This is a genomic window from Chitinophaga sp. (genome assembly GCF_036569185.1).
Classification (GTDB): Bacteria; Bacteroidota; Bacteroidia; order Chitinophagales; family Chitinophagaceae; genus Chitinophaga.
The window spans coordinates 1-25,419 of sequence record NZ_DATCRD010000021.1; the positions used below are offsets into that span (position 1 = coordinate 1).

Below are 25,419 nucleotides of genomic sequence, written 5' to 3' on the forward strand. Positions count from 1 at the left end.
CCCTGTTTGTATAACACATATGCCAATAGCCCGGGGAGAATAAAAATAAAAACAGGCAATACTTTTATAAAGCCGCAGAACAAAGCGCCGATACGCGCATGATTCTCATCTTTTGCGCCCAGCACCCGCTGTACAATAGTCTGATCCGCACACCAGTACCAGATACCAATAACAGGATAGCCCAGGAATACCGCGTACCAGGGCAGCCCATTGGGATCGCCCGCCGGGTGCAGCATGGAAAGCTTATCCAGTTGTTGTTCTTCCTGTAATACCTGCATCACCGGTTGCCAGCCGCCCACTTTCCACCACGATAATACCGTGATGATCACCGCGCCGGTGAGCAGCACCACCGTTTGTACAGACTCTGTTACGACCACGGCCCTGAGCCCGCCCACAATCGTATAAGCTCCCGTTACCAGGGCAATGAGAATGATACTGGTAAACATATTGATGCCAAACAAGGTTTCCAGCACAATACCGCCGGCCAGGAAAGAAAACGCAATATGGATCACCACCGCCGATACTACAGATACCACCGCCAGCCAGTCGCGGCAGGCCCGGTTATAACGCCGCTCCAGGAAATCCGGCAGCGTAGCCACTCCTGAACGGATGTAAAACGGCACAAAGAAAAGCGCCAGTAATATCAATGTAAAAGCAGCCATCCATTCAAAGTTACCCGCCAGCAACCCCGTATCAAACCCGCTCTGGGCAAGACTCACCAGGTGCAAACAGGAAATATTGGTGGCAAACAACGCCATGCCTATCATGGGCCATCGCAATGATTTACCGGCCAGGAAATATTCCCCGGCGGCCGAATCGTTCTTCCTGCCCGACAGTCCTGCCCAGAAACCTAATCCTACAATCAGGGCCACGTAGCAGATGCTGATGATAATATCTGTAGTAGCGATCATCCGGGGAAAGTATTAAGGTCAGACAGATCACAACTGCTGCCGGGTGCCTGAGGCGTTTGATAAAAGCCGCCGGTAATCATTGCAGGATGTACAAAGTGTTTGCGCAGGTGTGGAATATGTTCCAGGAACAATGCTTCATGCCCCATTCCGATATGATTGAACAACACCAGGTGCTGATGCAGCTGCCCCATATCGCCCACATGCGGTACTACCGGCACGCCAAACTTTTTACACAACAGGCTTACAGTAATAAACTCGCTCACCCCTCCCACTCTCACAGCATCTACCTGTATAAAGCCCGCACAAGCGGTTTGCAGGTAGTTCTTAAAGATCACTTTATTGGGCACATGTTCGCCTAAAGCCAGCTTCACCGGGTTGAGCGCATCGGCCAATGTTTTATGCGCCAACACATCATCCGGGTGCGTAGGCTCTTCTATCCAGTAAGGATTAATAGCTGCAAGTTTTTTACCGATAGCAATTGCCTGCGGCAGATTCCATTGCTGGTTCGCATCTACCATCACTTTGATCTCATCGCCCACTGCATTTCTTACAATATGCGCTCTTCGTATATCCGTTTCCGGGTCTTTGGCGCCTACTTTTAATTTCAATGCACGAAAGCCATTATCCAATGCCCGTTTGCAATTGGCTTCGAGCTGATCATCGGAATAATTAAACCAACCGGCGGAAGTATCATAGGCCGGGTAACCGGTGCGCAGCACGCCTTCCCGGGTAGCACGGGAATCCTGCATCTCCGCTAACATACGGATCGCTTCTTCCCGCGGCAGCACTTCTTCCAGGTAAGACAAATCCAGCGTATTCACTACCTGCTCAGGCGTCAGATCCAGCAACAGTTTCCATAAAGGTACTTGTTGTTGTTTGGCCCACAGGTCGTAGCAGGCATTGGTAACGGCGGCCAGCGCCAGGTGCACTACTCCTTTGTGAGGCCCCAGCCAGCGGAACTGCTGCTCATCAGAGCGTTGCTTAAACCAGTCGCCGAAGCCCGACATCACTTCCGCCAATTCCCTGCCTACGAGCTTTTCTCCGTAAAACCTGGCGGCAGCGCATACCAGTTCATTGCCTGCCCCCAAAGTGAAGGCCAGGCCGGTGCCGCAATTGCCTTTATCATCATACAGGCAGGCTACCGTGTACGAGTATACGGGATTCTGATGCACTGCATCACTACCGGCGCCGCCTGTTAAAGGGAACCGGGCATCTTTTACAACTATTTTACTGATCATCTTATTTTATCTTGTCATTTTTTATGGGAGCCACACTCATTGCCGGTTTATCCGTTTCCAGTACCACTACGGTATCATTGGCATCAGGTAATGGCGCCGGCAATGTTATCATTAGCTGATCAGCACTGGCAGTCAGCTTCACTGCGGCGCCTTTCAGCAGGTATGCTTTGGTTACTTTTATGCCCGGCATAGCAGGCAGTTCAATGCTTTGCTGTGCGGGATCAAAAACATGCAGGTATACTTTGTTGCCGCTGCGCGTAGCTGCATATTGGCTGTTGGGATAATAAGGACCGCCGTGCGTGTTATATATGGCAACGCCGTATTTACGGAGCCAGTCACCCATTTCCCTCAAACGTGCTGCCTGCGCAGGCTCTATCAACCCGTCCGGGCGTGGCCCTACATTGAACAACAGGTTGCCGTTACCACCCGCCGCCCTGGCCAGCGTTTGAATACAGGTTTGCAGCGATTTCATTTTATCGTTGGGTTTCCAGGCCCATTGTTCGCAGATGGTCATGCAGGTTTCCCAGGGCGTGTTCATATCCAGGTCGCCTATACGTTGTTCGGGCGTGTCATAATCGCCCAGGAACCTGGCGGTACCGGAAGCGCCGGTGCCGGAAAATGCTTTACCCAGGCGGTTATTAATGATCAGATCTTTCTTCAGCGTTTTAAGATAAGCATACATATCCAGCGCCATTTCCGGCGTCCAGGGCTTTTCCCAGGGGCCGTCAAACCACAGCATATAAGGATCATAATTTGTTACCAGTTCTTTCAGCTGGTTTTTCATGTATGTCACATACTTTTCCATATGCGCATTTTTTCGTATGCCCCTTTCCGTTGTATCGTTCGGATTATCAACCGGGTAATCCGGGTAATGCCAGTCGAGCACCGAGTAATAGATACAGAACTTTATGTTATACTTTTTACAGGCTTTTGCCAGCAGTCCTACTACATCTTTCTTAAAAGGAGTAGCCGTAATATTATAATCTGTATAGGCAGATGGCCATAAGCAGAAGCCATCATGATGTTTCGCTGTGATGGTCAGGTATTTCATACCGGCATCGCTGGCTGTTTTCACCCATTCCTCTGCATTAAATTGCACAGGGTTAAACTGGCGGTACAGGGTATCATAATCTGCCGCCGGCACCTGTACATGGCGCGACCAGCCAATTTCCGTGCCTCTCAGCGTAACTGGGCCCCAGTGGATAAACATGCCAAAACGCAGATCCATAAACTGGTCCATTACTTTTTTGCTGGTAAGGATCTTTGGATCCAGTTGCGCATTTGTTTGCGCCCCGCTGCGGAGTGCCAGTAACAACAAACAGAAAGCAGCTAATTTTTTCATCGTTCACTTTATTTTACAGGGTGTGTTTATATCCAAGCTCTGCGCCCCCGCTTACCGGCATGATACAGCCGGTAACAAAACGCGCCTGTTCTGATAACAGGAACGCACATACGTCGGCAATCTCATCTGCTTCAGGGCAATATCCCAATGCATGGATATTATCGAGGTATTGAGCGATGCGCACAGGTTCCGGTTGTTCCTTGCTCCACTGCCGCAGCATGGGTGTCCATACACCGGCGGGAGCCACTGCATTTACCCGGATGCCATCTGCCGCATAATCCAGCGCCATTGCTTTGGTGAGCGCGTTTACGGCTCCTTTGCTGCCTGCATAAGCGGCATGGTTATCCTGCCCTATTTCTCCTACCATACTGCTGGTGTTGAGGATACAACCCCGGGAAGCTTTCAGCGCTGCAATGCCATAACGGGTGGTGTAATAAATGCCACGGACATTTACATTCATTAGCAATTCCCATTCTTCTTCGGTGGTATCGTGTAAAGGTTTTGAAGGACTGGCAACGCCTGCATTGTTGTGAATAGCGTTCAGTCGCCCGTATGTTTGCAATACGGCATCAATGGCCTGTTGTATAGCCGGACCGCTGTTAAGGTCTGCTTCAAGAAAAATATGTGGTGCGCCCATTTGCTGTTCCAAACGTTGCAACGCGGCTTTGTCTTTATCTATCACCGCCACGGTGGCGCCCTGCTTTGCATAGGTTTGTGCACAGGCATGGCCAATGCCGGATGCGCCGCCGGTGATCAGCACTATTTTATTTTGCAGTATCATCATTTTTCATTTTCCGTGGATAATCAAAAGTAAGCAGGGATAAGGTAGGTCATCCCGGTGAAATTGACTTAAATCAACACTATTTTGACTTATTTACCTAATTTACCTATTTTAGGCAGACAATATGAAGCCTCTTTTTGCCATACCGGGCGATAAAGCCCTTGAACAAAGTGTATACCTGGTAAAGGAAATTACGCAGCCGTATTTTTCCACGGAGTTCCACTTCCACCATGAATGCCAGCTGGTATATGTGGTGGAAAGCGCCGGACGCCGCATCATTGGCGATAATATCAGCTATTTTGAAAGCGGGGAACTGATATTTGTGGGATCGGGCACCCCGCATGTATGGCATAACGAACAAAAGTATTTTGAAGGGAAGAACAAGCTGCAGGCAAGGTCGCTGGCGTTGTATATTTCACCGGATCTGCTGTTGGAGCATCTTAGCGCCTTTACCAACACCAGCGCGCTGAAAACATGGCTTAAAAAGGCACAACGGGGTATCCAGTTTCATGGAAAGGCCAAAGCGGAAATACTGGCGCTGATGCAGCAGATGTTGCAACAGCAGGGCCTTCCCCAAACCATTTCCTTTATGACATTGCTGCAAACAATGATGGCCGCCAAAGAATACAAGCTCCTGGCCGGCACCAATTATGTAAACCTTTATAACGATAAAGATCAGTCGAGAATGGATGATATCTTCAAATACATTTTCCGGCATTTCAGGAGAGACATCCCCCTGTCGGAAATAGCGGCTGTTGCTGGTATCAATGTGCATTCCTTTTGCCGCTTCTTTAAAAGCCGGACGCAAAAATCATTCACTCATTTCGTTAATGAATTAAGGATCGGGTATGCCTGCAGGCTGCTGCAGGAAAAGGATATGCCTATAACGGAATTATCAAACAAGTGCGGGTACCGGAACACCACGCACTTTAACCGCTTCTTCAAAAAAATAAAAGGAAAAACCCCAAGGGAATATAAAAAAGAAGTGGCTTCTCTGGATTAAGCTCATGGATTCACCAGGAAATACACTATACGGCAAACGGAGCCATCATCACGCTTCTGCAAGTGCAGCGTATGTTTGCCTGGTTTCAGATCATCTCCCAATATCAGATACCAGGGCAGGTACAAACTTTTGCTCCACTGCGTGCGCAGGTCTTTCTGCTGCACTTCGCCATCATCTATACGATAGCTGATCACACCGGCATCCGGGCCGGAAACGATCCCAATGCCAATAGTACGCCCGCTGAAAGGATATTCTACGCTGGCCTCCGCGTTACCTGATACCAGCATGGGCACTTTTACAAACCCCTCCCGGGTACCCACTTTATCAGATGGTTCCCATGATTCATTAATATCAAACCTCTTCCGGTTAAGCGCATCGTGAATATCGGCATAAGCGCCGTTTTCATAATTAAGCGGGTCTGCTGCAGGGGGCAATTTCAGGGATACCAAACGCTTCGGCGAAGGAGCATTGAAATCTTCTTCCAGTAACCGTTTGATAGCATTGAAATATAACTGCTGCCCGAAAGGCGAAGGATGCAGGTCTTTGAAATCATCTTTCCAGGTAAACTCACCTGCATCAATGCGGGTAGTAATTTCTTTGGCAAGATTGATAAAAGGCAGTTGGTATTTTTTGGCAAGATCTTCATGCACCTGTACTTCTACCGGCACTTTGCCAGCATGGTAATCGGCCATTTTATCTTCATCCGCAAAAGCCATCAACACGATATTCACCTGGGGATTGGCTTTCAGCGCATGACGGATAATCCCTTCCATGGCGCGGCGCTGCGTTACTTCATTGGTGCCGTTCACCCGGTCGTTCACCGCTGCCTCCAGGAATAAGAGATCAGTTTTTCCTTTGCTTAATACATCCTGTTCAAACCGGAAGGCATGCGGTAAGCTACCCAGCGAAGGGATGCCCGCATTGATAAAACGGAAATCAGTGCCCGGATAAGTGGCGGTAAGGTAATCGCACACCTTGCCACGCCAGCCCTCCATATTGGTAATAGAGCCGCCCATAAAGGTAATGGTGGCTTTCTTAGCGGTTTTGACATGATACCTTATATTATCCAGGCGCCCGTACTTTATAATAAATTTTTCCTGCGCCATGGCACTAACGGCAACGGATATACTGAATATCAATCCTGCTATTTTCCTGATCATATTTTTGTTGCTTGAATCTCTTTCATTTCACCATTCACCCTGAGTTTCACTTTACCTGCGCCGCGTATTTTATAATTGGTAACAACGCCGTTTTTCCAGGTCATATCTACCGTATAATTACCTCTTGCTTTCATTCCTTTTATGCTACCGGAAGCCTTCCATGCATCGGGTAATGCGGGCAGCAGATCAATGAAGCCGGCATGGCTCTGGATCAGCATTTCCGCCAGTCCGGCTGCACCGCCAAAGTTGCCATCGATCTGGAACGGGGGGCCCGCAGAAAACAGGTTGGCATAAACACCGCCACCGGCGCCGTAGTTGATGTCTGTATTATAAGTGGGCCGGATCAGTTGGGAGAATAATTTAAACGCACGGTTACCATCGTGCAGTCGCGCCCAGAACAATTGCTTATAAGCGATGGACCAGCTGGGACCATCATCTCCCCTTACATCCAGTGTTTTCTTACAGGCTTCAGCCAGTTCCGGCGTCGCTTCCGGCGTAATTAACGAGGCAGGGTACAAACCGTATAAGTGCGATATATGCCGGTGTGTAGGTTCTGTCTCTTTATATTCTTCCAGCCATTCCATCAAACGCCCGTCTTTGGCTACCCTGCCTGCCGGTGGCAGCTGTTTTAATTTCCCTTCCAGGATAGCGCTGAATGCAGCGTCTTTACCGAGTGTTTTAGCTGCAGTGATCACATTCATGAACAGTTCCCGGATGATCTGGTTATCGATAGTAGGACCAATACAGATGCTGGAAGTTTTACCATTGGGCAGATAGAAGGAATTTTCAGGGGAAGAAGAGGGGGAAGTTACCAGCCATCCTGTTTTATCATCCTTTACCAGCATGCTATTGTAAAATTCCGCGGAGCCTTTTAACACCGGGTATATATCTGCCAGGTATTTTTTATCATTGGTAAATGCATAATGTTCCCACAGGTTATTGCACAGCCATCCGGAGCCTGATTTGGTAACGCCCCAGGATGCGCTTTCACCGGGCTCTGTAAAGCCCCATATATTGGTGATCACATGCGCTACCCAACCTTCTGCATTATAATAGGCTTTGGCGGTTCTTTCGCCTGGCTTTACCAGTCCTTGCACCAGGTCGGCCAGTGGCAGGTTCAGTTCCGGCAGGTTGCTTACTTCCACCGGCCAGTGGTTCATCTGTACATTTACATCGAGGTGGTAATCACCGTTCCAGGGCGTCTGGACCTGGTTGGCCCACAGGCCCTGTAAATTAGGCGGCAGCAGGCCCACGCGGGTACTGCTGATGGTCAGATAGCGTCCATACTGGTAAAACAGTACCGGCATGCCGTTATCTGCTGCAGGCGTTTTGTGGAAATTACTGATCCGCTGATCAGTAGGCGCCTGGTCTGCATGGTTACTGCCGCCCAGGTCCATACTAACGCGATTGAATAAACGCTGGAAAGCGGCAATATGCTGTTGCTTCTGCTGCGCATAGTTTTTATGCAAGGCGACATCCAGCAGTTGTTTTGTTTGTTCGCGGTAACGCGGATTTTTGAAATCTGTAGCGGTAGATACATACAGGATCACTTCCGTGGCATCCTTAATGACCAGTGTATCCTTGTCCGTTAGCAACTGCCCGTTTTTCAGTTTTGCCTGTACCCTTGTCAGGTATTTCATACCAGGATTAGCAGTACCGCTTTTCAGTTCGCCATACATCTGCAGCTCCTGCCCTTCTATGCGGGTGGTGGCTCTTTCCGGGCGACTGATAGCAACCCTCATATTCAACTGCCCGGGCCTGGCGGCGGTTAAGCGGATCACGCCTACATCGCCATTGAAATCCGTAAAGTATTCTCTCGTATAGGCTATGCCGTTAGCTTCATAGGTAGTAGTGGCTACTGCCTCATTCAAAGACAATGCCCTCATATAACGGGAAGGGCTATCCGCTGTTGGATAGCTGAACTTCAACAACAGTTCACCCAGTACCTGGAAGCAGCCAAAAGGCACGTCGGCAGAGCCTTTACCCGTGCATACAAATGATTTATCCATGAGCGCCTGGGCCTCATCATTTTTCCCCTCTGAAAGCAGTTGCCGGATGGCAGGCAGTTGTTTATAGGCTTCGTAGTTATTGGCGTCCTGCGGGGCGCCGGACCAGAGGGTGATATCATTTAATACAATCTTTTCCTGGTTGATGCCTCCATCCGGCGTCATTCCCAGGCGGCCATTGCCCAGCGGCACAGTTTCTTCCCACACTTTGGCGGGCCTGTTATACCAGAGGCGTAACGGTGATTGCTGCGCGGCAACCGCTAATGGCAAAATGCCTGTCATCACCAGGATCCCCATCCTGATGTACCTGGAAGAAAAGAATTGCTGATTCATATGTGTGTCGTGGAATTTGTACGCAGCCAAAATTAAAGGCAACCGGGTAACCAGGCTCCCTGAAAATTGACTATTACCAACACTATCTTGACATAGTTCTATTTATTCCTCACCAGTGCCCGGATCTTTAAACAGGTAGGTACGGTGGCCAGGTAGCCGTTATCTGCAATAAAAGTGAAGATAAAGCCGGTACGTTTTTTTCCCCTGTTGATCCAGGGATGGCTGCCAAAGGCGCCGGGGCTGCTGTTTTCTATCAACACACCGCCCGGGGCGGTTACATCCCTCCAGTTACCAATACCATAAAAATCCTTTGTATTGAGCAAGGCGGCAGGATAAGGGGTGTAGGCGATGGTGGCATGTGCGGTCTGGCTTTCTTCCATAGCTGCCACGGCGGCTTCGCTGAGCACGCGGGTACCATTGGGCGCCACGCCTTTGTTCATGAGCATATCGAGGAAGCGTATATAATCATCCGGTGTGCTCCGCGCCCCGCCTGCGATCTGCGGGTTGGCGGTGAGGCCATAATCGGTGCCGGTCATGCCACAGGGCGTGAATATTTTATCCGCTGCCAGTTCTTTCCAGCTTTTACCGGATGCTACCTCGCAGATACGGCCGGCCACCTGCATACTTACGCCGCCATAATAAAAGGTGGTGCCCGGCGGGTTCAGCAACGCCACATTGCGGGCAATGCCCTCTGCTGCCTGTGAAAGCGTGATCAGCACATTGGATTCATATCCCTGGGTGGAATTTCCCGGGAAACCGGATGTATGGGAGAAAAGTTGGGCAATGGTAATATCTCCCTTATGATAAGTAGTAAAAACAGGCAGGTATTTTCCAACGGTATCGCTGAGCTTTATTTTCCCTTCATCCACCAGGCTCATGACTACCGCTGCCGACAACCATTTAGAGCAGGAAGCAACCAGCTGGCGGGTGCTGCCGGTATATCCGCCAAATCCCCTGGCATACACCGGTTTACCATCTTCATGAATAACCGCATAACATTTTCCATTAAAAGCAGTGGGCACAGAATCGCTCAGTACCTGGTCCACATCACTATAGCCGGTAGCAACCACCGTGGTGGATTCACTTTTTGTGCAGCCAGTAAGCAGGGAAATAAAAATAACAGCGTACAGGGCGCTGCGGAAGAGATCATTCATGTGACAGTTGTATTCAGTTGTAAGCTAAGAAATAAGACAAACTTATTCAACGTCCTCTTTTTAAATTATATTGCGGCCCTTATGAAATACAGCAATATTTTATTTGACCTGGATGGCACCTTAACCAATCCTAAAACCGGTATCACAAAATCTGTTCAGTATGCGCTGGCCAAAGCGGGCATTTCCGAGCCGGACCTTCAGAAACTGGAACCGTTTATTGGTCCGCCCCTGCACCAGTCGTTCATGGATTTTTACGGCTTCACCGAATCCCAGGCATGGGAGGCTGTGAATGCTTACCGGGAATATTTCAGGGTAACGGGGATCTATGAAAATGAGCGGTATGCAGGGATCCCGGAGCTGCTTACTGCGCTGCTTTCACAGGGCCGGCGGCTGTTTGTAGCTACTTCCAAGCCCAAAGTATTTGCTGATATCGTGATCCGGCACTTTGAACTGGAACCTTATTTTACCGCCGTATATGGCAGTGAGCTGGATGGCACCAGAACCGACAAGGCAGATCTGATCCGTTACCTGGTAGCGGAGCAGCAATTGAGCATAGCTGACACTATCATGGTGGGCGACCGTAAGCATGACATTATCGGCGCGCAGAAAAACGGGCTGCCCGCTATTGCCGTAGGCTACGGTTACGGCAGTACGCAGGAACTGGAACAAGCTTTACCCGATTACCTGTTTAATACTGTCAGCGAATTACACGCAGGATTTCCCTGATCCTGTACAGGCACCTATGGCTCCGGGTGAAAAAAAAGTGAGCCTTAATTTGTTTATTAGCCCTTTATTAATGCCCTGATTAGTGCCTCCCTCCTTAATTGCACTTGAAAACTTCCACGTTTCATTATCTATAGCCCGGCATTATTCTAAGAAAACCAAAGTAGCAAACCCGATAGTAATTCCTAATCATTATCAATTATTCCACACATGAAAATCAAGTTGCATCTTCTTGTCGCAACCCTTGTTGCATTGTCTGTTGGCTGCTCCAAAAAAGAGGCCGCCAACCCGCTCCAGTCGCTCAATGGCAAAAAATCAGGGATCAATGCCTTCGGCTCCCCCGTGGGCGATGTAGTAGGCAAAATTACGGTAGGCTACCAGGGCTGGTTTGCCGCCAACGGTGATGGCTCCCCTATCAATGCCTGGTGGCATTGGACACAAAACTGGGGCGCATCACCCTCTTCCACGAATAATGGTATCAAGTCGTGGCCGGATGTAAGGGATTACAGCAGCACCTATCAAACCGCCTGGGCCAACCTGGGAAACGGTCAGCCTGCAAAGCTGTTCTCCTCTTTCAACGACCAGACCGTAAACACCCACTTCCTGTGGATGCAGCAAAACGGTATCGACGCCGCTGCGCTGCAACGTTTTAATCCCAACGGCACCGAAGGCCCCGTGCGCGATGCCATCACCGCGAAAGTGAAAACTGCCGCCGAAAACTATGGCCGCAAGTTTTACATCATGTACGATGTAAGCGGGTGGACCAACATGCAATCGGAAATCAAAACCGACTGGACCACCAGGATGTCGGCTTACACCTCCTCTTCCGCCTATGCCAAACAGAATGGCAAGCCGGTGGTATGTATCTGGGGCTTTGGCTTCAACGACAATAACCATCCCTGGTCGGCTGCGGTATGCCTGGATGTGATCAACTGGTTCAAGAACCAGGGCTGCTATGTAATTGGTGGTGTGCCTACACACTGGCGTACAGAAACCAGCGACTCCAGGCCAGGTTTCCTGGCCACCTACAGCGCGCTGAATATGATTTCGCCCTGGATGGTAGGCAGGATAGGTAATGTATCTGATGCAGATAATTTCTATACCAATGTAAACACTCCTGACCAGGCGTATTGCAACAATAACGGGATCGACTACCAGCCCTGTGTACTGCCCGGCGATTTACAGGAACACCAGCGCGCGCATGGCGATTTCATGTGGCGCCAGTTTTACAACATGGTACGCGTAGGTGCACAAGGCATTTACATCTCCATGTTCGATGAATACAACGAGGGTAACCAGATTGCAAAAACAGCAGAAAATGCCTCCTTCATTCCTGCAGGTTCCAATTTCGTTACCCTCGATGAAGACGGCGTAGTATGCTCTGCAGATTATTACCTGCGCCTCACCGGCGATGGCGGTAAAATGCTGAAAGGACAGATCGGTTTAACCGCTACCCGTCCTACCCCGCCGGTAGTGGGCGGCGGCACAGGCGCGCCCATCGGGCAAACCATTACCCTGAAAAGCTCCAATAACCTGTATGTATGCAGCGAAAACGGCACACAGGCCATGAATGCCAACCGCACCGTAGCCCAGGGCTGGGAACAGTTTGCAGTGGTAAACGCCGGCAGCGGTAAAGTAGCGCTGGTAAACAGCGGCTATTATGTATGTTCAGAAGATGGCACACAGGCCATGAACTGTAACCGTACGGCTATTGGTCCCTGGGAGCAGTTCGACTGGATCAGCAACAACGATGGCACCATTTCCCTGAGAGGCAGCAATGGTAAGTATGTTTCCAGTGAAGGCGGCACACAACCTATGACGTGTAACCGTACCAGCATCGGGGCTACTGAGAAGTTCAGGGTAAACCAATGATGATACCGGAGTGTTGATATTTGGTTATTTGGATATGGCGTTACACCAGCCGGGCTATCAGTACAAAATATCCAAATAACCAAATAAAAAAACAAACAAATAGCGCTAATTTTAGCCCTGGTAATCAACTAGTATAACGAATGAATGAAAGACCCGGTGATGTATTGATCAGTATAATTATTGCCACTTATAATGCCGGTCAGCACCTCAGAGAATGCCTGCAATCTGTTAAATCACAGACAGCAGAAGGAATAGAGGTAGTTATTGTGGATGGAGGCAGTACAGATGACACCATGACCATTGTAAAGGAATCCGGCCTGCCTTTGGTGAAATGGGTGAGTGAACCGGATAAAGGCATCTACGATGCGTTAAACAAAGGCGTCGCGATGGCGAGCGGCAACTGGGTCTATTTCCTGGGTAGCGACGACCGTTTGCAACCGGGTTTCAGTGAACTCGCTTCGCATCTCAGCGATGATCATACGATCTATTATGGCAACAGCACCGGCTTCAGTACAAACGGGCCTGTTGAATACCCGCTGTTACAAGGCAGTTTCAGCGAATACCGCCTCGCCAAATATTGCATGAACCATCAATCAATTATTTATCCCAGAAGCGTTTTCCGGAAATACGCTTATGATCTCCGGTACAAAGTGCTGGCAGATTATGCGCTCAATCTCCTTGTATGGGGCGACCGCAAATTTAAAAAGCAACATTACCCGGTTACCGTGGTATTGTATAACATGACCGGCTTTTCGTCGGGTAATAAAGACAAACAATTTTTAAAAGATAAACTACAGCTGATCCGCAAAGGAATGGGCTGGTGGATGTACCTGCGCATGCTGCTGAAACGGTACAAGAAAAAACTGCTCGGGGAAAAAGACCTGTGGGCGCCGGAAGATTGAACCAATGCTTTCGTTTTAGTGACCGTTATTTGCCAAGTATGAAACTCACCATAGATGTTGTAATGCCCTCCTTTCGCCTGGAGGAAAAATATGTGCTCCCGGTGCTTCGTTTGCCCAGGCCGGATAACGCTGATATTAAGTTTTACCTGATGGCCGACAACCCGGATATAGTACCTTCCGAAAGTATCCGGCAAGTGGCCGATAACCAGCAGGTATTTCTGTATGTCAATGAAAAAAACCTGGGCGCCTCCGGTACCCGGAACAGGGGCATATCCGTTTCGCAGGGCGACTGGATCCTTTTCCTGGACGATGATGTTACAGTGGCAGACGACCTGTTGTTCAGGTACGCCGCTGCTGCCATGGAACATCCGGATGAAACGGGCTTTATTGGCCTGGTGCATTTGCCTCCGCCCCCCGGCGATTTCGCCAGGGCGCTTATTGCCAATGGTAATGTCAGCATCTTTTCCGTAGCAGCCAACAAGCCTTCTTTTACCTGGGGCGCTACGGCCAACATCATGGTAAAAAGAAGCGCAATAGGTGATACACGCTTTTCTACCAGCTATCCGAAAGCCGGTGGCGGGGAAGACGTGGATTTCTTCCTGCATGTACGCGATCATAACAACGGAAAAAACTTCAGGTGTTTGCCGGAAGCCGCTGTAACCCATCCCTGGTGGGATGAAGGCCGTGTCAATTACAAACGCCCCTACAGGTATGGAATAGGCAACAGCCGCCTGGGCAAATACAACCCTGGCTATACTTACCGCAACCTGCCCAATACGCCTGAAACCATATTGCTTTGCATGGTTGTGAGTATAGGACTGTTATTCATTGCGCCCTGTTGGAGCATCGCCGTGCTCTTATTTGCCGCAGGCAGCCTGCCGGTGGAACTGGCGGCAACAGCAGCGCTGCTCAGGAAACGCTCACCCGGCAGTTCCTTCACCGTTGTGTTTTACACCACTATGCTGAAGCTGCTGAATGATGCAGGCGAATTATGGGGTAAGCTCACCCACGGCGAATTATCCAGGATCACCGAACGCTTTGATGATACCGGCACGGTTAAAAAGAATGTGTTCTTTAAAACCAATACCTACAAAATAGTGAAATGGGTATTATACCTGCTGCTGGCTGCACTCATCATTACTACCTGGCGTAAGCCCTGATTTGCAGGGACGACGGGTTTGGCACTGTTACCTGCACTCCTGTTGGCTTCAGCAGCCCGCTTTGCCTGTTTCTCTTAAACACCACGATATTCCCGGTTTTCTGGTTGGCCACCAGCAGGAATTTGCCTGTAGGATCCATCGCGAAATTCCGGGGATGAACACCCTGTGTAGATTCAACGCCAATTTGTTTCAGCCGGCCGTTCTGCTGGTTAATGGCATAAATAAAGATGCTGTTGGAAGTTTCCCTGGTAGACGCATAAAGAAACCGGCCATCCGGTGAGATATGTATATCGGCGGCGCCATAATCGTCCTGGCGCTTTGCCAGGTGGGCATCTACCCGTTGTATGCTGTCCAGTTTGCCGTTGTGGTATTTGTAAGCCGTAACGGTGCCGCTGATCTCTTCTATGCAGTAAGCCATTGGCAAACGCGGATGAAAGGTGATATGCCGGGGACCGCTGCCGGGTGTAGTAGCTGCAAACGGCGGATCAGCCGGCTGCAAAGGTTCTGCAGCATCAGGCGCCAGGCGGTAGATGCGGATCTTATCTGCACCGAGGTCCGGGAAAAAGGCATATTGACCATCCGGGGAAAATACCGCTGCATGGATATGCGAGCTGAGCTGGCGGCTTCGCATAACGCTGCTGTCTTTGAACGGGATCATTTGTTTCGCAGGCGCAATACGGCCGTTACCGCTGAGCGGGAATATAGACAAACTACCACCGCTGTAATTGGCGCAGATGAGCCACTTTCCGGCAGGGTCCACTCCTACATACGCAGGGTTATCACCGCCGCTATCCTGCCTGTCGAGCAACGTTACCGTTTCTTTGGTACTGTCAAAAACAAAACTGCTCACGCCGCCCACGTTAGGCGTTTGCGCTTCCGAGCAGGCATAAATATATTTTCCATCCGGCGATAAAGTAAGAAAAGAAGGATTAAGGATCCCTTTGGTGGCAGCTACCTGCTGCAGGGCGCCGGTCTGGTAGTTAAACCGGTACAGGTACACCCCGTCTTTTTCTTTATCGCGGTTATAACTGCCTATAAAAAGATAATACTGCTGTGCATGTGCAACAAGGCCACTGAAAACCATCATAATGATGGCGAAAAACAACTTACGTACCAATGTGCTGATGATTTAAGCATGAAGATATCCTGTAAGATAATTATCTCCCGAAAAAAACAACAAACTTTGTAAGGAAACAACTGGTTGTTCGTCTAACTACAAACCGGTCCTTATTCCCGATTTAAAGCGGTAATTTTGTATGACCGTATTATTCACCAGTATTTTTGCGAGATGAGAATAATATTTCTTTTAACACTGATCCTGGCTACGCAGATAGCCTGTCACAGCCAGAACAGCAACAATAAACAAGAGCCAGTGAAAAATCCTTACTATTCCAGAACGGATACGCGGAAATTGCATATTACCAATGCTGAATGGAAAAGAATACTTCCGCCGGATCTTTATGCGGTGGCCCGGGAAAACGCTACCGAGCGGGCGTTTACCGGTAAGTATTGGGATGCCGATGTAAAAGGCAGTTATTACTGCGCAGTTTGCGGCAATCCTTTATTCAGGTCCGACGCCAAATTTGCCAGCAGCTGCGGATGGCCCAGCTTTTTTGAACCATTAAAGGCCAACAGCGTTGTTTACAAGGAAGACAATTCCTTTGGTATGCAAAGAACGGAAGTGATCTGTGAGCGTTGCGGCTCCCACCTGGGGCATATTTTTGATGATGGCCCCGCTCCTACGCATAAACGGTATTGCATGAACTCCGTATCGCTGGATTTTGAACCGGATCCGGGCGCTCACTGATATCCGCAAACGGCGCTTCACTCCAGGAAATGATCCAGGAAAGCGGCGCCAAATGCAGATGCCGCCAGTTTCTTTTTCAGGTTGCGCCGGAAAGGATTGTTCATTCCTATGCCGGGCAAAGGATGTACCATGTGATAAAACGGCCGGCTCAGGTCCTGGGAATTGGCCAGGATGATAAACGTAAGATCCCGCAGCGGGATCTTTACCAACAAGGCGGAATAGCCGGTCCACCAGCCGGTATGCCACATCACCTTTATGCCCTTGTAATAGGTTACAAACCAACCCAGCCCATACTGGATGGTTTTACCTTTGGGGCTCATATAGGGCGTAAACACTTTCTGCCAGGTGCTGTCTGCCAGGAATTTCCCTTCGTCGATAGCATTGGAATATACCGCCAGATCCGCTACACTGCTCATAATACCTGCAGCAGGACCAAAACCATATTTAAACCTAACAGGTTGCAGCTGTTTGTTTTTCCAGTCGTACGGCCTGGCTACCTGCCGCATAAACGAATCCTTATTATAACCGGTCAACGAAAAATTGAGGCTATCGTCTGTACTGGGCACGGTATTTTTCAGGGATAATGGAGTAATGATCTGCTCCATCAGCAGCTCGCCGAACGTATGCCCGGAAGATCTTTCAATCACTTTTCCCAGTTCATTATACCATCCGCCGTTATACCGGAATACATAACCGGGTTTGTAACTGTTAAACATACTGCCCGCAGCGGTATGGGTAAGCAGGTGTTTTACTTTGATGCGCGGATCGCTGCCCCAACGGGCGCCAAGATTGATACCGTATTTGCCGATAGGATCATCCAGGCTTACTTTCCCGGCCTGTACCTGCTGCATGAGAATGATGGAGCCAAAAGTTTTGGTAACAGAAGCTACCTGGTAAACCGTATTTTCATCCGGCACGGTCTTGTTTTCCAGGTTGGCATAGCCGAAGCCTTTTTTCCAGGCCAGTTGCTTTTCGTTCACCACGCCTGCTGAAATACCCGGGATATGGTATTTCTCCCGGAGCTGTTCCAGCTTCTTTTCAAAACGGGCTGTTTGCGCTGCGCTCCATACTGTATCGCGGGAAGTAACGGGCGTCTTGTTGGTTGCCTGCCGGCTGGTACTACAGGCAAATAAAAATAAGATGATCCCCAAAAAAGTGAAGGAAGAAAAAGTAGAACGATGTGCCATCCGGGTAATTTGTTTTGACAGCAAAACTCCCTGTTTATCGCGCGGGTACCTACTCATTTCCGGATTTGAGACATATTAAAGCGTGGATTTCTGCGTTTGAAGCGCGCTTTTCCTGAATTCGGAAGGCGACATGCCCGTAAGCTGTTTGAATACCCGCTGGAAAGTAGCGGGCGATGAAAAGCCACAGTCGTACGCAATACCTGTGAAGGTAAGTTGTTCCGCATCTTCCTGTAATATTTTTTCCTTAAACAGGTTCACGCGGTAACTGTTTACATACTCATTAAAATTCTTATGCAGGTGCTGGTTCAATACCGCGGAAATGGTTTTGGGCGGCAGACCGGTATGCTGCGCCACCATTTGCAGGGTAAGCGCGGCATTCAGGAACAGCTGGTCTTCCTCCATAGCTTTTGTAAGCAGGGTTACCGCCGGCGCCGTAGTGGATTCCGGCAATACTGTTTCTGTTTTCTTTGCAGTTACCAGTTCCTGGTAAGAAATAATATACCCTTTAATGCCCAGCCAGTAGATCAGGATGGTAACGGGGACATAAACCGGGTACCAATCTAATTTATCAAGTACTACATCTGTATAACGGGGAATCACATAAGGTACCAGGTACGCCAGCCATATGGCGGAGAAGCCGGCAAACAACCACGTGAATTGCTGCAGCCATTGCAGGCCAGCGCCGGGAGGATTGTTCTTTTTATACGCAGAAAGATATCTGAAGGATAACCCGGTATAGATGGCCAGCGATATCCAACGGGGAATGTCTGAATAAACATTGTAGGTATCTATGAAGATGACCCACGGCTGCGGATGCTTTTTCAATACACCCAGAAGCACGCCTGTTACATAAATAACGGCAGCTGCAGGCGATACCAGGTCAACGACCACCGGCCAGAAGTGCCTGCGCCGTTGGACCGTGAGCTTAAATTCGGGATCGTTGAAAGATTGTATGTAGAAATACATCAGCGGCCCTACAGGCATTACAACAATAAGCGGCACCAGCTGGGAAAAGAAACGCAGCCAGGAAGAACCGAACCATTGGTGGTATTCACCGCTTAAACAAAGGCTGGCCATACTGAGCAGGAAGATCAGCACTGCCAGGAAACGGTTGGCCCCGCGCTTTTTTGCAGAAAAAAACAGCAACCCGCTTACAATAAAGCCTTGTATAACGCCCAGTAAAATAATAGTCTGGAATAACCGCTCCATAGCGCCAAAATAAGATAAAATCTCTTTCCGTCAGCAACCGGTCACAGCTAGAAAAATTTCTCCACTGTGAGCCCGTAGGTCATCAGCAGGTTCTCACGATCGGTGCGGTTTAATTTGTTATAGGTCATGGCGGCGGTGATGGCCAGCCAGGAGCGCAGTTTTACGGCAAGGGTGTTGTTGCATTTGATGATATAGTCGTTGCTGTGCGACAAGGAATTCTGCAGGTAATTGGATCCTTCCAGCACAATAATATCTTTGATCACCCATTTATAATATACCCGGAACGAATTTCTGAAAGTATGATACACATCCGGGATGGTATCGTGAAGAAACAGGTCGCTGTTCTCAAACAGTATCCCATCGCTGAGGTTGAGGATGGCATTCTTCTGCTTGATCACATCATAAGCGGCCCCGCCACCGCCCTGGAAGCGGTCGTTGATCTTCAGGGAATAGCTTTTATCGTAGTTGGCAAGGCCCCAGAAGTATACTTTTCTTTCTCCCCGGTAAATATTAAAATCCAAAGCGGTAGATACATCGTTGTTCGTGATGTTGTGGTCCTGCTTCCCGTATACATAACTGGCGCCCATATTCAGCGTCATTCTCTTTTTGCTGATCTTGAAGCCCATATTGTTATTCAGCAGGAAGGAATTACCATCATTGGTCATATTCACGGAGCCTGTAGATGCGTACTTGATATAATAATGCACCGAGTCGCTGAACTGGGCGTTACCACTCAAACCGTATAGTAATATCATCGATAGTAAAACTAATCTCATCATGACCAGGTGCTTAGGTGTTATACAGATGCGATTCGGGCGCCGCAATTAACGTGCCTGAACATTCAGGGAGAATAAGTATCTTTATTAATAATAGGTATCCCATGCTAAAAAAAGCCCTGCTATTTTTTCAACAGTATCCTTACCTGTTGTTGATACTGGCCGCAGTTTTACTGGTTATTTTTTCCTTTTCTGACCATCATCAAACGGTGGATATTCATGTGTATGATACTATGTTCATTATATCCGGTTACCTGGTCTATTGGCTGATATCCTTTTGCCTTGTAATTACTGCGGGATTATATGCAGGCTTAAAGCGTTTTCTTCCGAACCCGGTATTAACCTGGACGCATATACTGTTAACCTTACTGCTATTATCAATTGCAGCTTTTTTTGTTAACTACTATAATAATATTTATACAAACGCCCGCGGGGATAATTCGCCGGCTTCCATACCGCATAGGTCATACTATATCAACACATCGGAAGCCGTTTATGGTTGGCTCATAGTTCTTTTCTTAGCTGTGCAGTTCGTTTTGATTGTTCATGTTATTGGGGGTATCACGCAGTTCATCAGGAAAAAATAATAAAAAAATAAAGTTTTTTAGAGATCTTAGTCCATGTACTACCGGGGCCTTTCCCGCACCGTACATTTTTGCTGAAACCACGAAACACGATACAATATGTCATCAAGAAGGAATTTCCTGCTGCAAACCGCGCTCGGCATGGCAGCCACTACTATGGGACCTCTTGCCGCTGCAGCGGCTGCCGGCAAACCGGCAAAGAAAACAGCGCTGCCCATTGGTATGGCGGGCTATACTTTTGCCAAATTTGATCTCGACCAGGCCATCGCCATGATGAACCGGGTGAATATCAAAAACATCTCTGTAAAAGATATTCATCTCCCCTTAAACAGCTCCCGGGAAAAAATAAAAGAAGTACTGGATAAATTTTCCGCTGCAGGTATTCACGTATATGCGGTAGGCGTTATATACATGAAAACAGAAAAAGCGGTAGATGAAGCATTTGACTATGCCAAACGTGTAGGCGTTCCGTTGATAGTAGGCGTACCTGATCCCGAGCTGCTGGATTATACGGAAAAGAAGATCAGGGAATATAATATCCGCCTGGCGGTACATAATCATGGTCCGGAAGACAAGCTCTATCCCGGTCCGAAAAATGCGTACGATCTTATTAAAAACAGGGATGAGCGCCTGGGCCTGTGCCTGGACATTGGCCATGCCGCCCGCGCCGGCGAAGAGCCCTCCAAAGCAGTACTGGCGTATAAAAACAGGATCTTTGACCTGCACATCAAGGATATTTCCGCGGCACAGAAAGATGGGAAAGCCATTGAACTGGGCAGGGGCGCCATTGATTTCAAGAAACTGGTAACAGCGCTGGAAAAGATCAATTATGCAGGCGTATGCAGCCTGGAGTTTGAAAAAGATATGAGCGATCCTTTGCCGGGCATTGCCGAATCGGCCGGTTTTTTCAGGGGCGTGATCAATACAGTTAACAGCTGATGATTGCGTAATCCGGGATTTGGTATTAGCTTAGCGGGTAAAGATCCCTTGCATGAAAATTAAGATCATCAGAAAATTCCTGGAATACGTTTACAACAATTATGTAGGCAATTTTTTAGGATTTGTTATCGGGATGGCCTCCACCCGCCTTGTTTCCCATTATTTTACCACCCGCAGCATCCGTAACCTGTGGGGCCTTACCGCGCATAAAACTGTGGTCGACAAACATACCTACAACACCATGGAATGGGGTATTTCCATTGTGATCGGTTTTATCGTTTTTGAAATAGTTTCCAAGTGGCTGAAGAAAAAGCTGCATGCGATAATGCCGAAAAATAAATACACACAATGGCTGATGGAAAGCGAAGACCCGGCGGGCAGCACTACCCCCGTAAATAACAATAACAACACCACTACGGCCGCATAACAAAAAGACCGGGCAAGCGATGATGCCTGCCCGGTCTTTTTTTATTTTAGAATTTGAAAGTTACGCTTGCCAGGAAATTGACAGGCTTTTGCGGTATCCCATTGGTATCCCAGTATTTTTGATTTAAGAGATTATTACCTTTCAGTGCCAACCGGTATTTAGGCTGATCATAAAATACGGAAGCACTGAGCAGGGTATATCCAGGCAGGAGAAAAGTATTGGTGGATTCAAACCAGGAGTCGCCCACATAGTTGCCGCCAGCGCCAACACCCAGCCCCTTTGCCTTTCCACGCGGCATGTAATAACTTACCCAGATATTTGCCACCTCTTTCGGGCTACCTACAATCAGTTTGCCCTGCAATGCAGGCGATGCTTTCGTATACCTGTTCTCGTTATGTGCATAGCCGGCAACGATATTCAGGCCTGCTACCGGGTTGGTCGTTAACTCCACTTCGTATCCCTTGCTGCGCTGCGTACCATCCTGGAATACAAATGTTTTCCCGTCTACGATCTCTGTCCTGGTCACATTGGTCACATCGATGTTATAGTAACTAACAGTACCGCTTAATTTATTATCAGGCAACTCCACTTTTACGCCGCCTTCCCACTGATTGCCTTGCTGGGGCTTCATGTTCAGGATAGTGTTATCCGGCTGTACCAATGGGGCCAGGTTTACAAAACCGTTCATATAGTTGGCAAACAAAGATACTTTATCTTTCCATACCTGGTATACAATGCCCAGCTTGGGCGACAACGAGTTCTGGGAGTAATCACCGGCATACTTACCGGTGGCCACGGTGTAAGTGCCTTCTGTGGTAAAGCGGTCGGCGCGCAGGCTCAGCATAGCTATCAGCGATGGAGTGATGTTCAGCACATCCGATGCATACACGGCGTAGCTCCTGGACCTGGTACGGGTAGCGGAAAATCCTTTCTGGTAGGATAAATCATCAATCTGGTCGGCGTTCAGTTCCTTTACCGGCTGATTGATATTCACTACATCATAATTTACTGTAACCCGGTTCAGGCTATTGTAGTTGTAGTTATAGTCGATCCCGATCACCAACCGGTTTCTCAGCGATCCTATCCTGAAATCGCCCACGAAATTCTGTTGCAGCTGGGTATTACCAAAGGTTTCCGGTTTCTGGTTCCTGACGCTGCGCGACATAGTGGAATCCGTGAGCAGGGTCATGTTGGTCCAGTAAAAATGTTTATAGAAGCCTTCTGAAAACAGGTAATTGGTTTCGGAGGTCCAGGCATCGGATATTTTATAGGTGATCTTTCCCTGTATATTATTAATACCATTACTGATATCAGCGCCGTTATTGATGTAGGAGCGCTTGTACCCGATGTTGAGATCTTTGAAACTCCTGGCTTTCACATTCTTGAAATCGCTGACAGCATAGGTACCAGTAGCGAAATTACCCCTGGTAATCTCCACATCTAACAGGAAATTCAGCCGGTCGTTCACCTGGTAGGAGAAGCTGGGAGCGATAGTATAATTTTTTGCATATCCCTGGTCCTGGAAGGAGCCTTCCGTTTGTGCGGCAGCGTTGAGCCGGAACAACAGGGTATGCTCATCATTCAGCGGGGCGTTGACATCAGCGGTAAAGCGCGCAAACTCAAAGCTACCGCCGGTAAAGCTCACATTTCCACCGAAATGATCATATGGCCTTTTGGTCACATAGTTATAAAGCCCCCCGAAAGTGGTGTTGCGGTTGCTGCCAAACAATGTACCTGAAGGCCCCTTTATTACTTCTATACGTTCCAGTATAGCCGGGTTCAAAGGCACAATGGCGCTGGTCACCATACCATTGCGCATACCCGTGGCATTGGAAAAGCCGCGTATAGTCATGCCCTGGGAGCCGCCTACGGCGAAATTGGGCACTGCGCCGGGAATATTCCTGTAAATATCTGTACGCTCAGTGATCAGTTGCTCCTGCATCAACGCCTTGCCTACGGTTTGGTATACCTGTGGATTTTCCAGGTTTTTCAGTGGAAGCCTTGCCACCTGGTCGGTAGTTTTATCGGTAAACCTGTTATGATTGCTGTTCACAACAATTTCCCGCAGTTGTGTATCCGATACCTGCAGCCGGAGGGATACGTTGGTGGTGCGGCCTTTTTCCACGCTTACATTCTGTGTAAGCGTCTGGTATCCGATCAGTGAAACCTCCAGCTCGTAGTCGCCCGCAGGTACCCGGTGAATGGTAAAAACACCATCTTCCCCTGTAATGGCGGATCTTGACGTTCCTTTTATGACCACCGTTACCGAAGCGGCAGTCTGGTTATCGCTGGTGGTGATGATTCCTTTAATGGTACCCACCTCTGTTTCTGAATTGGAAAAGGCATATAGCGGCAGTAATAAGAGGAGGCAGTACAGCAGTTTCTTCATGGTTGGGCGTAAAATTTTGCGCAAATTAGCGCGGGGAAAACATCATCGTTTTAATATTCCGGAAAAGTATTTATCGGAAAGGGAAATATTTTAAATACAGGGATGTAAATCTTACTAAAACACGATGAGCATCGGGCTGGGCTGTACTTATCGACAATAAAAATTATACGGACAATAGCCCCGTTTGCTGGATGGGATGCCCGAATTTTAATTTTCTGCCTTTTAGTTTTGGAGTATCTTATTCTTTTTCATGTCGTACTGTTATAAACAAATATTTGACTGACTGCTATTTTCCCTTATTTACAAATGGTGGAGGGAACTTTACATTGCTGGTGAATCAGATTTTTAATAGTTTGTATTATTTATTTCATTCCTTGTTTGTACTTCAAAGGGTAAGTTTGCATTATTGTCGTATTTAAAAAGTCTGTCTTCTCACCAGGATAAACAAATAAATCTTCAGCTGTATATTCGTAAAAGGTAGCGTTGTTTTCAGATGGATTATAAACAACAAAAGGGATTATGAATGAATGCGCTCCTTTTGCTTCTTTCCCGAAAACCGCCTGCCAGTTAATTCCCTTATAAATTTCAGGATTAGTAAGTTGAGGTATCAGTTCTTTAGGAAAAAATTTTGATGCATCAATGCTGGTTATAGTGCAGGACTCCGATAAATTAATACGGAGAGAGAAAATAGCCGATATTTTCTTTTCCGCCAAAGCCAAGGGCCATCTTGCGTTTCTGTCTAATACCCGAACCAGCTCTTCCCTCACTTTTTTTCCGTCATTGCTTTGCGCATACAACCCATATGAGGCGCTAAGAAAAAGTAGACCAAATAAAATCTTTGAAAAAATTATACGCATAGTAGTGTTGTTTATTATATTAAAGTTAATTAGTTCAACTGCCATTCTTATGGGCAGCGTGTCCCTTTAGTATGATTTTTATCAAATTGATCTGCTCTTAAGAGAATGTTATTAGCTTCAACTGCGTGCGTCTGTTTATAATTAAGCCCATGCACTTGTCTCTTGTAATCCGCCCCAAGCCTGCGCTTCCGCATCAGAGTATGTTAAATTAGAGAAAAATAGAGGAATATGATAAATTCTCCCATCCGATCAGCATTTGGTCCATTGAATCATCTTTGTAAAAAGCTGTTTGATTGATTTAATGTCTATTACTATCAATGGGCTTCTTTTTGCAGACAAACAAAAATAGAAGGATAAAACAAAAGGAAGCGGGAATTAACATCTTTCTTAAAATGCAGTACAAGTAAATGCCACAGCCCCAACTTTAACAACCCCTAAATTTACCATAAAACGTCCGTCGAAAAAAGGGTGTAAAGTTAACCCGGCAGTATGGATACTCCCAGGTTAACCCACATATTACCATTACCCTGTCTGCGCTGTCGCTTTTAACCCCATAATTGTCGCATACATACAGCTGCTAAAAAAGTATTGTTTTGAATCTTTGTGGCGTAATAAAACTATACTGTATGCATAAGCGTTTAATTACCCGGGCCAGCCTT

Annotated in this window: 21 protein-coding genes; 8 read left to right on the forward strand and 13 right to left on the reverse strand. The window is 48.0% G+C overall.

Translation table 11 applies throughout. The features are described 5' to 3' along the window. The 4 genes from VIM72_RS01410 to VIM72_RS01425 all read right to left on the reverse strand — a co-directional run. Positions 1-911 (reverse strand): SLC5 family protein (locus tag VIM72_RS01410; RefSeq protein WP_332001086.1); only part of this gene is annotated, 911 nt, incomplete at its 3' end. After that, positions 908-2,149: an enolase C-terminal domain-like protein gene (locus VIM72_RS01415; RefSeq protein WP_332001087.1), complete on the reverse strand. Its 1,242-nt coding sequence runs from the start codon at positions 2,147-2,149 to the stop codon at positions 908-910. The genes VIM72_RS01410 and VIM72_RS01415, both read right to left, overlap by 4 nt. Before the next feature lies 1 nt (position 2,150). Beyond that, positions 2,151-3,491 carry an alpha-L-fucosidase gene (locus tag VIM72_RS01420; protein ID WP_332001088.1) on the reverse strand — a complete coding sequence of 447 codons (1,341 nt, stop codon included), beginning with the start codon at positions 3,489-3,491 and terminating at the stop codon, positions 2,151-2,153. 13 nt (positions 3,492-3,504) lie between these two features. Next, on the reverse strand, positions 3,505-4,272 hold the full coding sequence (locus tag VIM72_RS01425) for an SDR family oxidoreductase (protein ID WP_332001089.1): 768 nt from the start codon (positions 4,270-4,272) through the stop codon (positions 3,505-3,507). 124 nt (positions 4,273-4,396) lie between these two features. Here VIM72_RS01425 and VIM72_RS01430 point away from each other — a divergent pair, with 124 nt between their 5' ends. Next, positions 4,397-5,275: an AraC family transcriptional regulator gene (locus VIM72_RS01430; RefSeq protein WP_332001090.1), complete on the forward strand. Its 879-nt coding sequence runs from the start codon at positions 4,397-4,399 to the stop codon at positions 5,273-5,275. A gap of 2 nt (positions 5,276-5,277) precedes the next feature. Here VIM72_RS01430 and VIM72_RS01435 read toward each other — a convergent pair whose 3' ends face one another. From VIM72_RS01435 to VIM72_RS01445, 3 genes are all read right to left on the reverse strand, one after another. Then, positions 5,278-6,435, reverse strand: a complete 1,158-nt coding sequence (locus tag VIM72_RS01435) for an SGNH/GDSL hydrolase family protein (protein WP_332001091.1) — start codon at positions 6,433-6,435, stop codon at positions 5,278-5,280. After that, complete coding sequence (locus tag VIM72_RS01440; protein ID WP_332001092.1) at positions 6,432-8,774, reverse strand: glycoside hydrolase family 95 protein; 2,343 nt, start codon at positions 8,772-8,774, stop codon at positions 6,432-6,434. Before VIM72_RS01440 ends, VIM72_RS01435 begins: the two co-directional genes overlap by 4 nt. Before the next feature lie 98 nt (positions 8,775-8,872). Then, positions 8,873-9,928: a serine hydrolase domain-containing protein gene (locus VIM72_RS01445; protein WP_332001093.1), complete on the reverse strand. Its 1,056-nt coding sequence runs from the start codon at positions 9,926-9,928 to the stop codon at positions 8,873-8,875. Between the two features lie 81 nt (positions 9,929-10,009). On the opposite strand from VIM72_RS01445, the gene VIM72_RS01450 reads away from it, so the two are divergent. The 4 genes from VIM72_RS01450 (at position 10,010) to VIM72_RS01465 (ending at position 14,585) form a co-directional block, all read left to right on the forward strand. Continuing rightward, positions 10,010-10,654: an HAD family hydrolase gene (locus tag VIM72_RS01450; protein WP_332001094.1), complete on the forward strand. Its 645-nt coding sequence runs from the start codon at positions 10,010-10,012 to the stop codon at positions 10,652-10,654. A 207-nt stretch (positions 10,655-10,861) separates the two neighbouring features. Then, positions 10,862-12,523 carry a lectin gene (locus VIM72_RS01455; RefSeq protein ID WP_332001095.1) on the forward strand — a complete coding sequence of 554 codons (1,662 nt, stop codon included), beginning with the start codon at positions 10,862-10,864 and terminating at the stop codon, positions 12,521-12,523. A 140-nt stretch (positions 12,524-12,663) separates the two neighbouring features. Then, complete coding sequence (locus VIM72_RS01460) at positions 12,664-13,425, forward strand: glycosyltransferase family 2 protein (RefSeq protein ID WP_332001096.1); 762 nt, start codon at positions 12,664-12,666, stop codon at positions 13,423-13,425. 38 nt (positions 13,426-13,463) lie between these two features. Beyond that, the gene (locus VIM72_RS01465) at positions 13,464-14,585 is read left to right on the forward strand and encodes a glycosyltransferase (RefSeq protein ID WP_332001097.1); all 1,122 of its coding nucleotides are present in this window, start codon (positions 13,464-13,466) and stop codon (positions 14,583-14,585) included. Here the strand turns inward: VIM72_RS01465 and VIM72_RS01470 are convergent. Further along, complete coding sequence (locus VIM72_RS01470) at positions 14,566-15,702, reverse strand: lactonase family protein (RefSeq protein ID WP_332001098.1); 1,137 nt, start codon at positions 15,700-15,702, stop codon at positions 14,566-14,568. The genes VIM72_RS01465 and VIM72_RS01470 overlap by 20 nt on opposite strands. A 171-nt stretch (positions 15,703-15,873) precedes the next feature. Between VIM72_RS01470 and msrB the strand changes: the two genes are divergently transcribed. Next, a complete protein-coding gene (gene msrB, locus VIM72_RS01475; RefSeq protein WP_332001099.1) occupies positions 15,874-16,392 on the forward strand; it encodes a peptide-methionine (R)-S-oxide reductase MsrB in 519 nt (172 codons plus the stop codon). 17 nt (positions 16,393-16,409) lie between these two features. Here msrB and VIM72_RS01480 read toward each other — a convergent pair whose 3' ends face one another. The 3 genes from VIM72_RS01480 to VIM72_RS01490 form a co-directional block, all read right to left on the reverse strand. Continuing rightward, positions 16,410-17,579: a serine hydrolase domain-containing protein gene (locus VIM72_RS01480; protein WP_332001100.1), complete on the reverse strand. Its 1,170-nt coding sequence runs from the start codon at positions 17,577-17,579 to the stop codon at positions 16,410-16,412. A gap of 75 nt (positions 17,580-17,654) precedes the next feature. After that, positions 17,655-18,788, reverse strand: coding sequence for a helix-turn-helix domain-containing protein (locus VIM72_RS01485; protein WP_332001101.1), 1,134 nt, complete (start codon positions 18,786-18,788; stop codon positions 17,655-17,657). Positions 18,789-18,835: 47 nt separating this feature from the next. Continuing rightward, positions 18,836-19,567 carry a DUF481 domain-containing protein gene (locus VIM72_RS01490; protein ID WP_332001102.1) on the reverse strand — a complete coding sequence of 244 codons (732 nt, stop codon included), beginning with the start codon at positions 19,565-19,567 and terminating at the stop codon, positions 18,836-18,838. A gap of 680 nt (positions 19,568-20,247) precedes the next feature. Between VIM72_RS01490 and VIM72_RS01495 the strand changes: the two genes are divergently transcribed. Together VIM72_RS01495 and VIM72_RS01500 are read left to right on the forward strand one after the other, a co-directional pair. Then, entirely contained in the window at positions 20,248-21,087 is an 840-nt protein-coding gene (locus VIM72_RS01495) for a sugar phosphate isomerase/epimerase (RefSeq protein WP_332001103.1), read from the forward strand. Positions 21,088-21,139: 52 nt separating this feature from the next. Continuing rightward, on the forward strand, positions 21,140-21,514 hold the full coding sequence (locus VIM72_RS01500; RefSeq protein ID WP_332001104.1) for a hypothetical protein: 375 nt from the start codon (positions 21,140-21,142) through the stop codon (positions 21,512-21,514). A 46-nt stretch (positions 21,515-21,560) separates the two neighbouring features. On the opposite strand, the gene VIM72_RS01505 is transcribed toward VIM72_RS01500, so the two are convergent. Then, on the reverse strand, positions 21,561-23,903 hold the full coding sequence (locus tag VIM72_RS01505) for a TonB-dependent receptor (protein ID WP_332001105.1): 2,343 nt from the start codon (positions 23,901-23,903) through the stop codon (positions 21,561-21,563). Positions 23,904-24,265: 362 nt separating this feature from the next. Further along, positions 24,266-24,760: a hypothetical protein gene (locus VIM72_RS01510; RefSeq protein ID WP_332001106.1), complete on the reverse strand. Its 495-nt coding sequence runs from the start codon at positions 24,758-24,760 to the stop codon at positions 24,266-24,268. Positions 24,761-25,419: the final 659 nt, after the last annotated feature.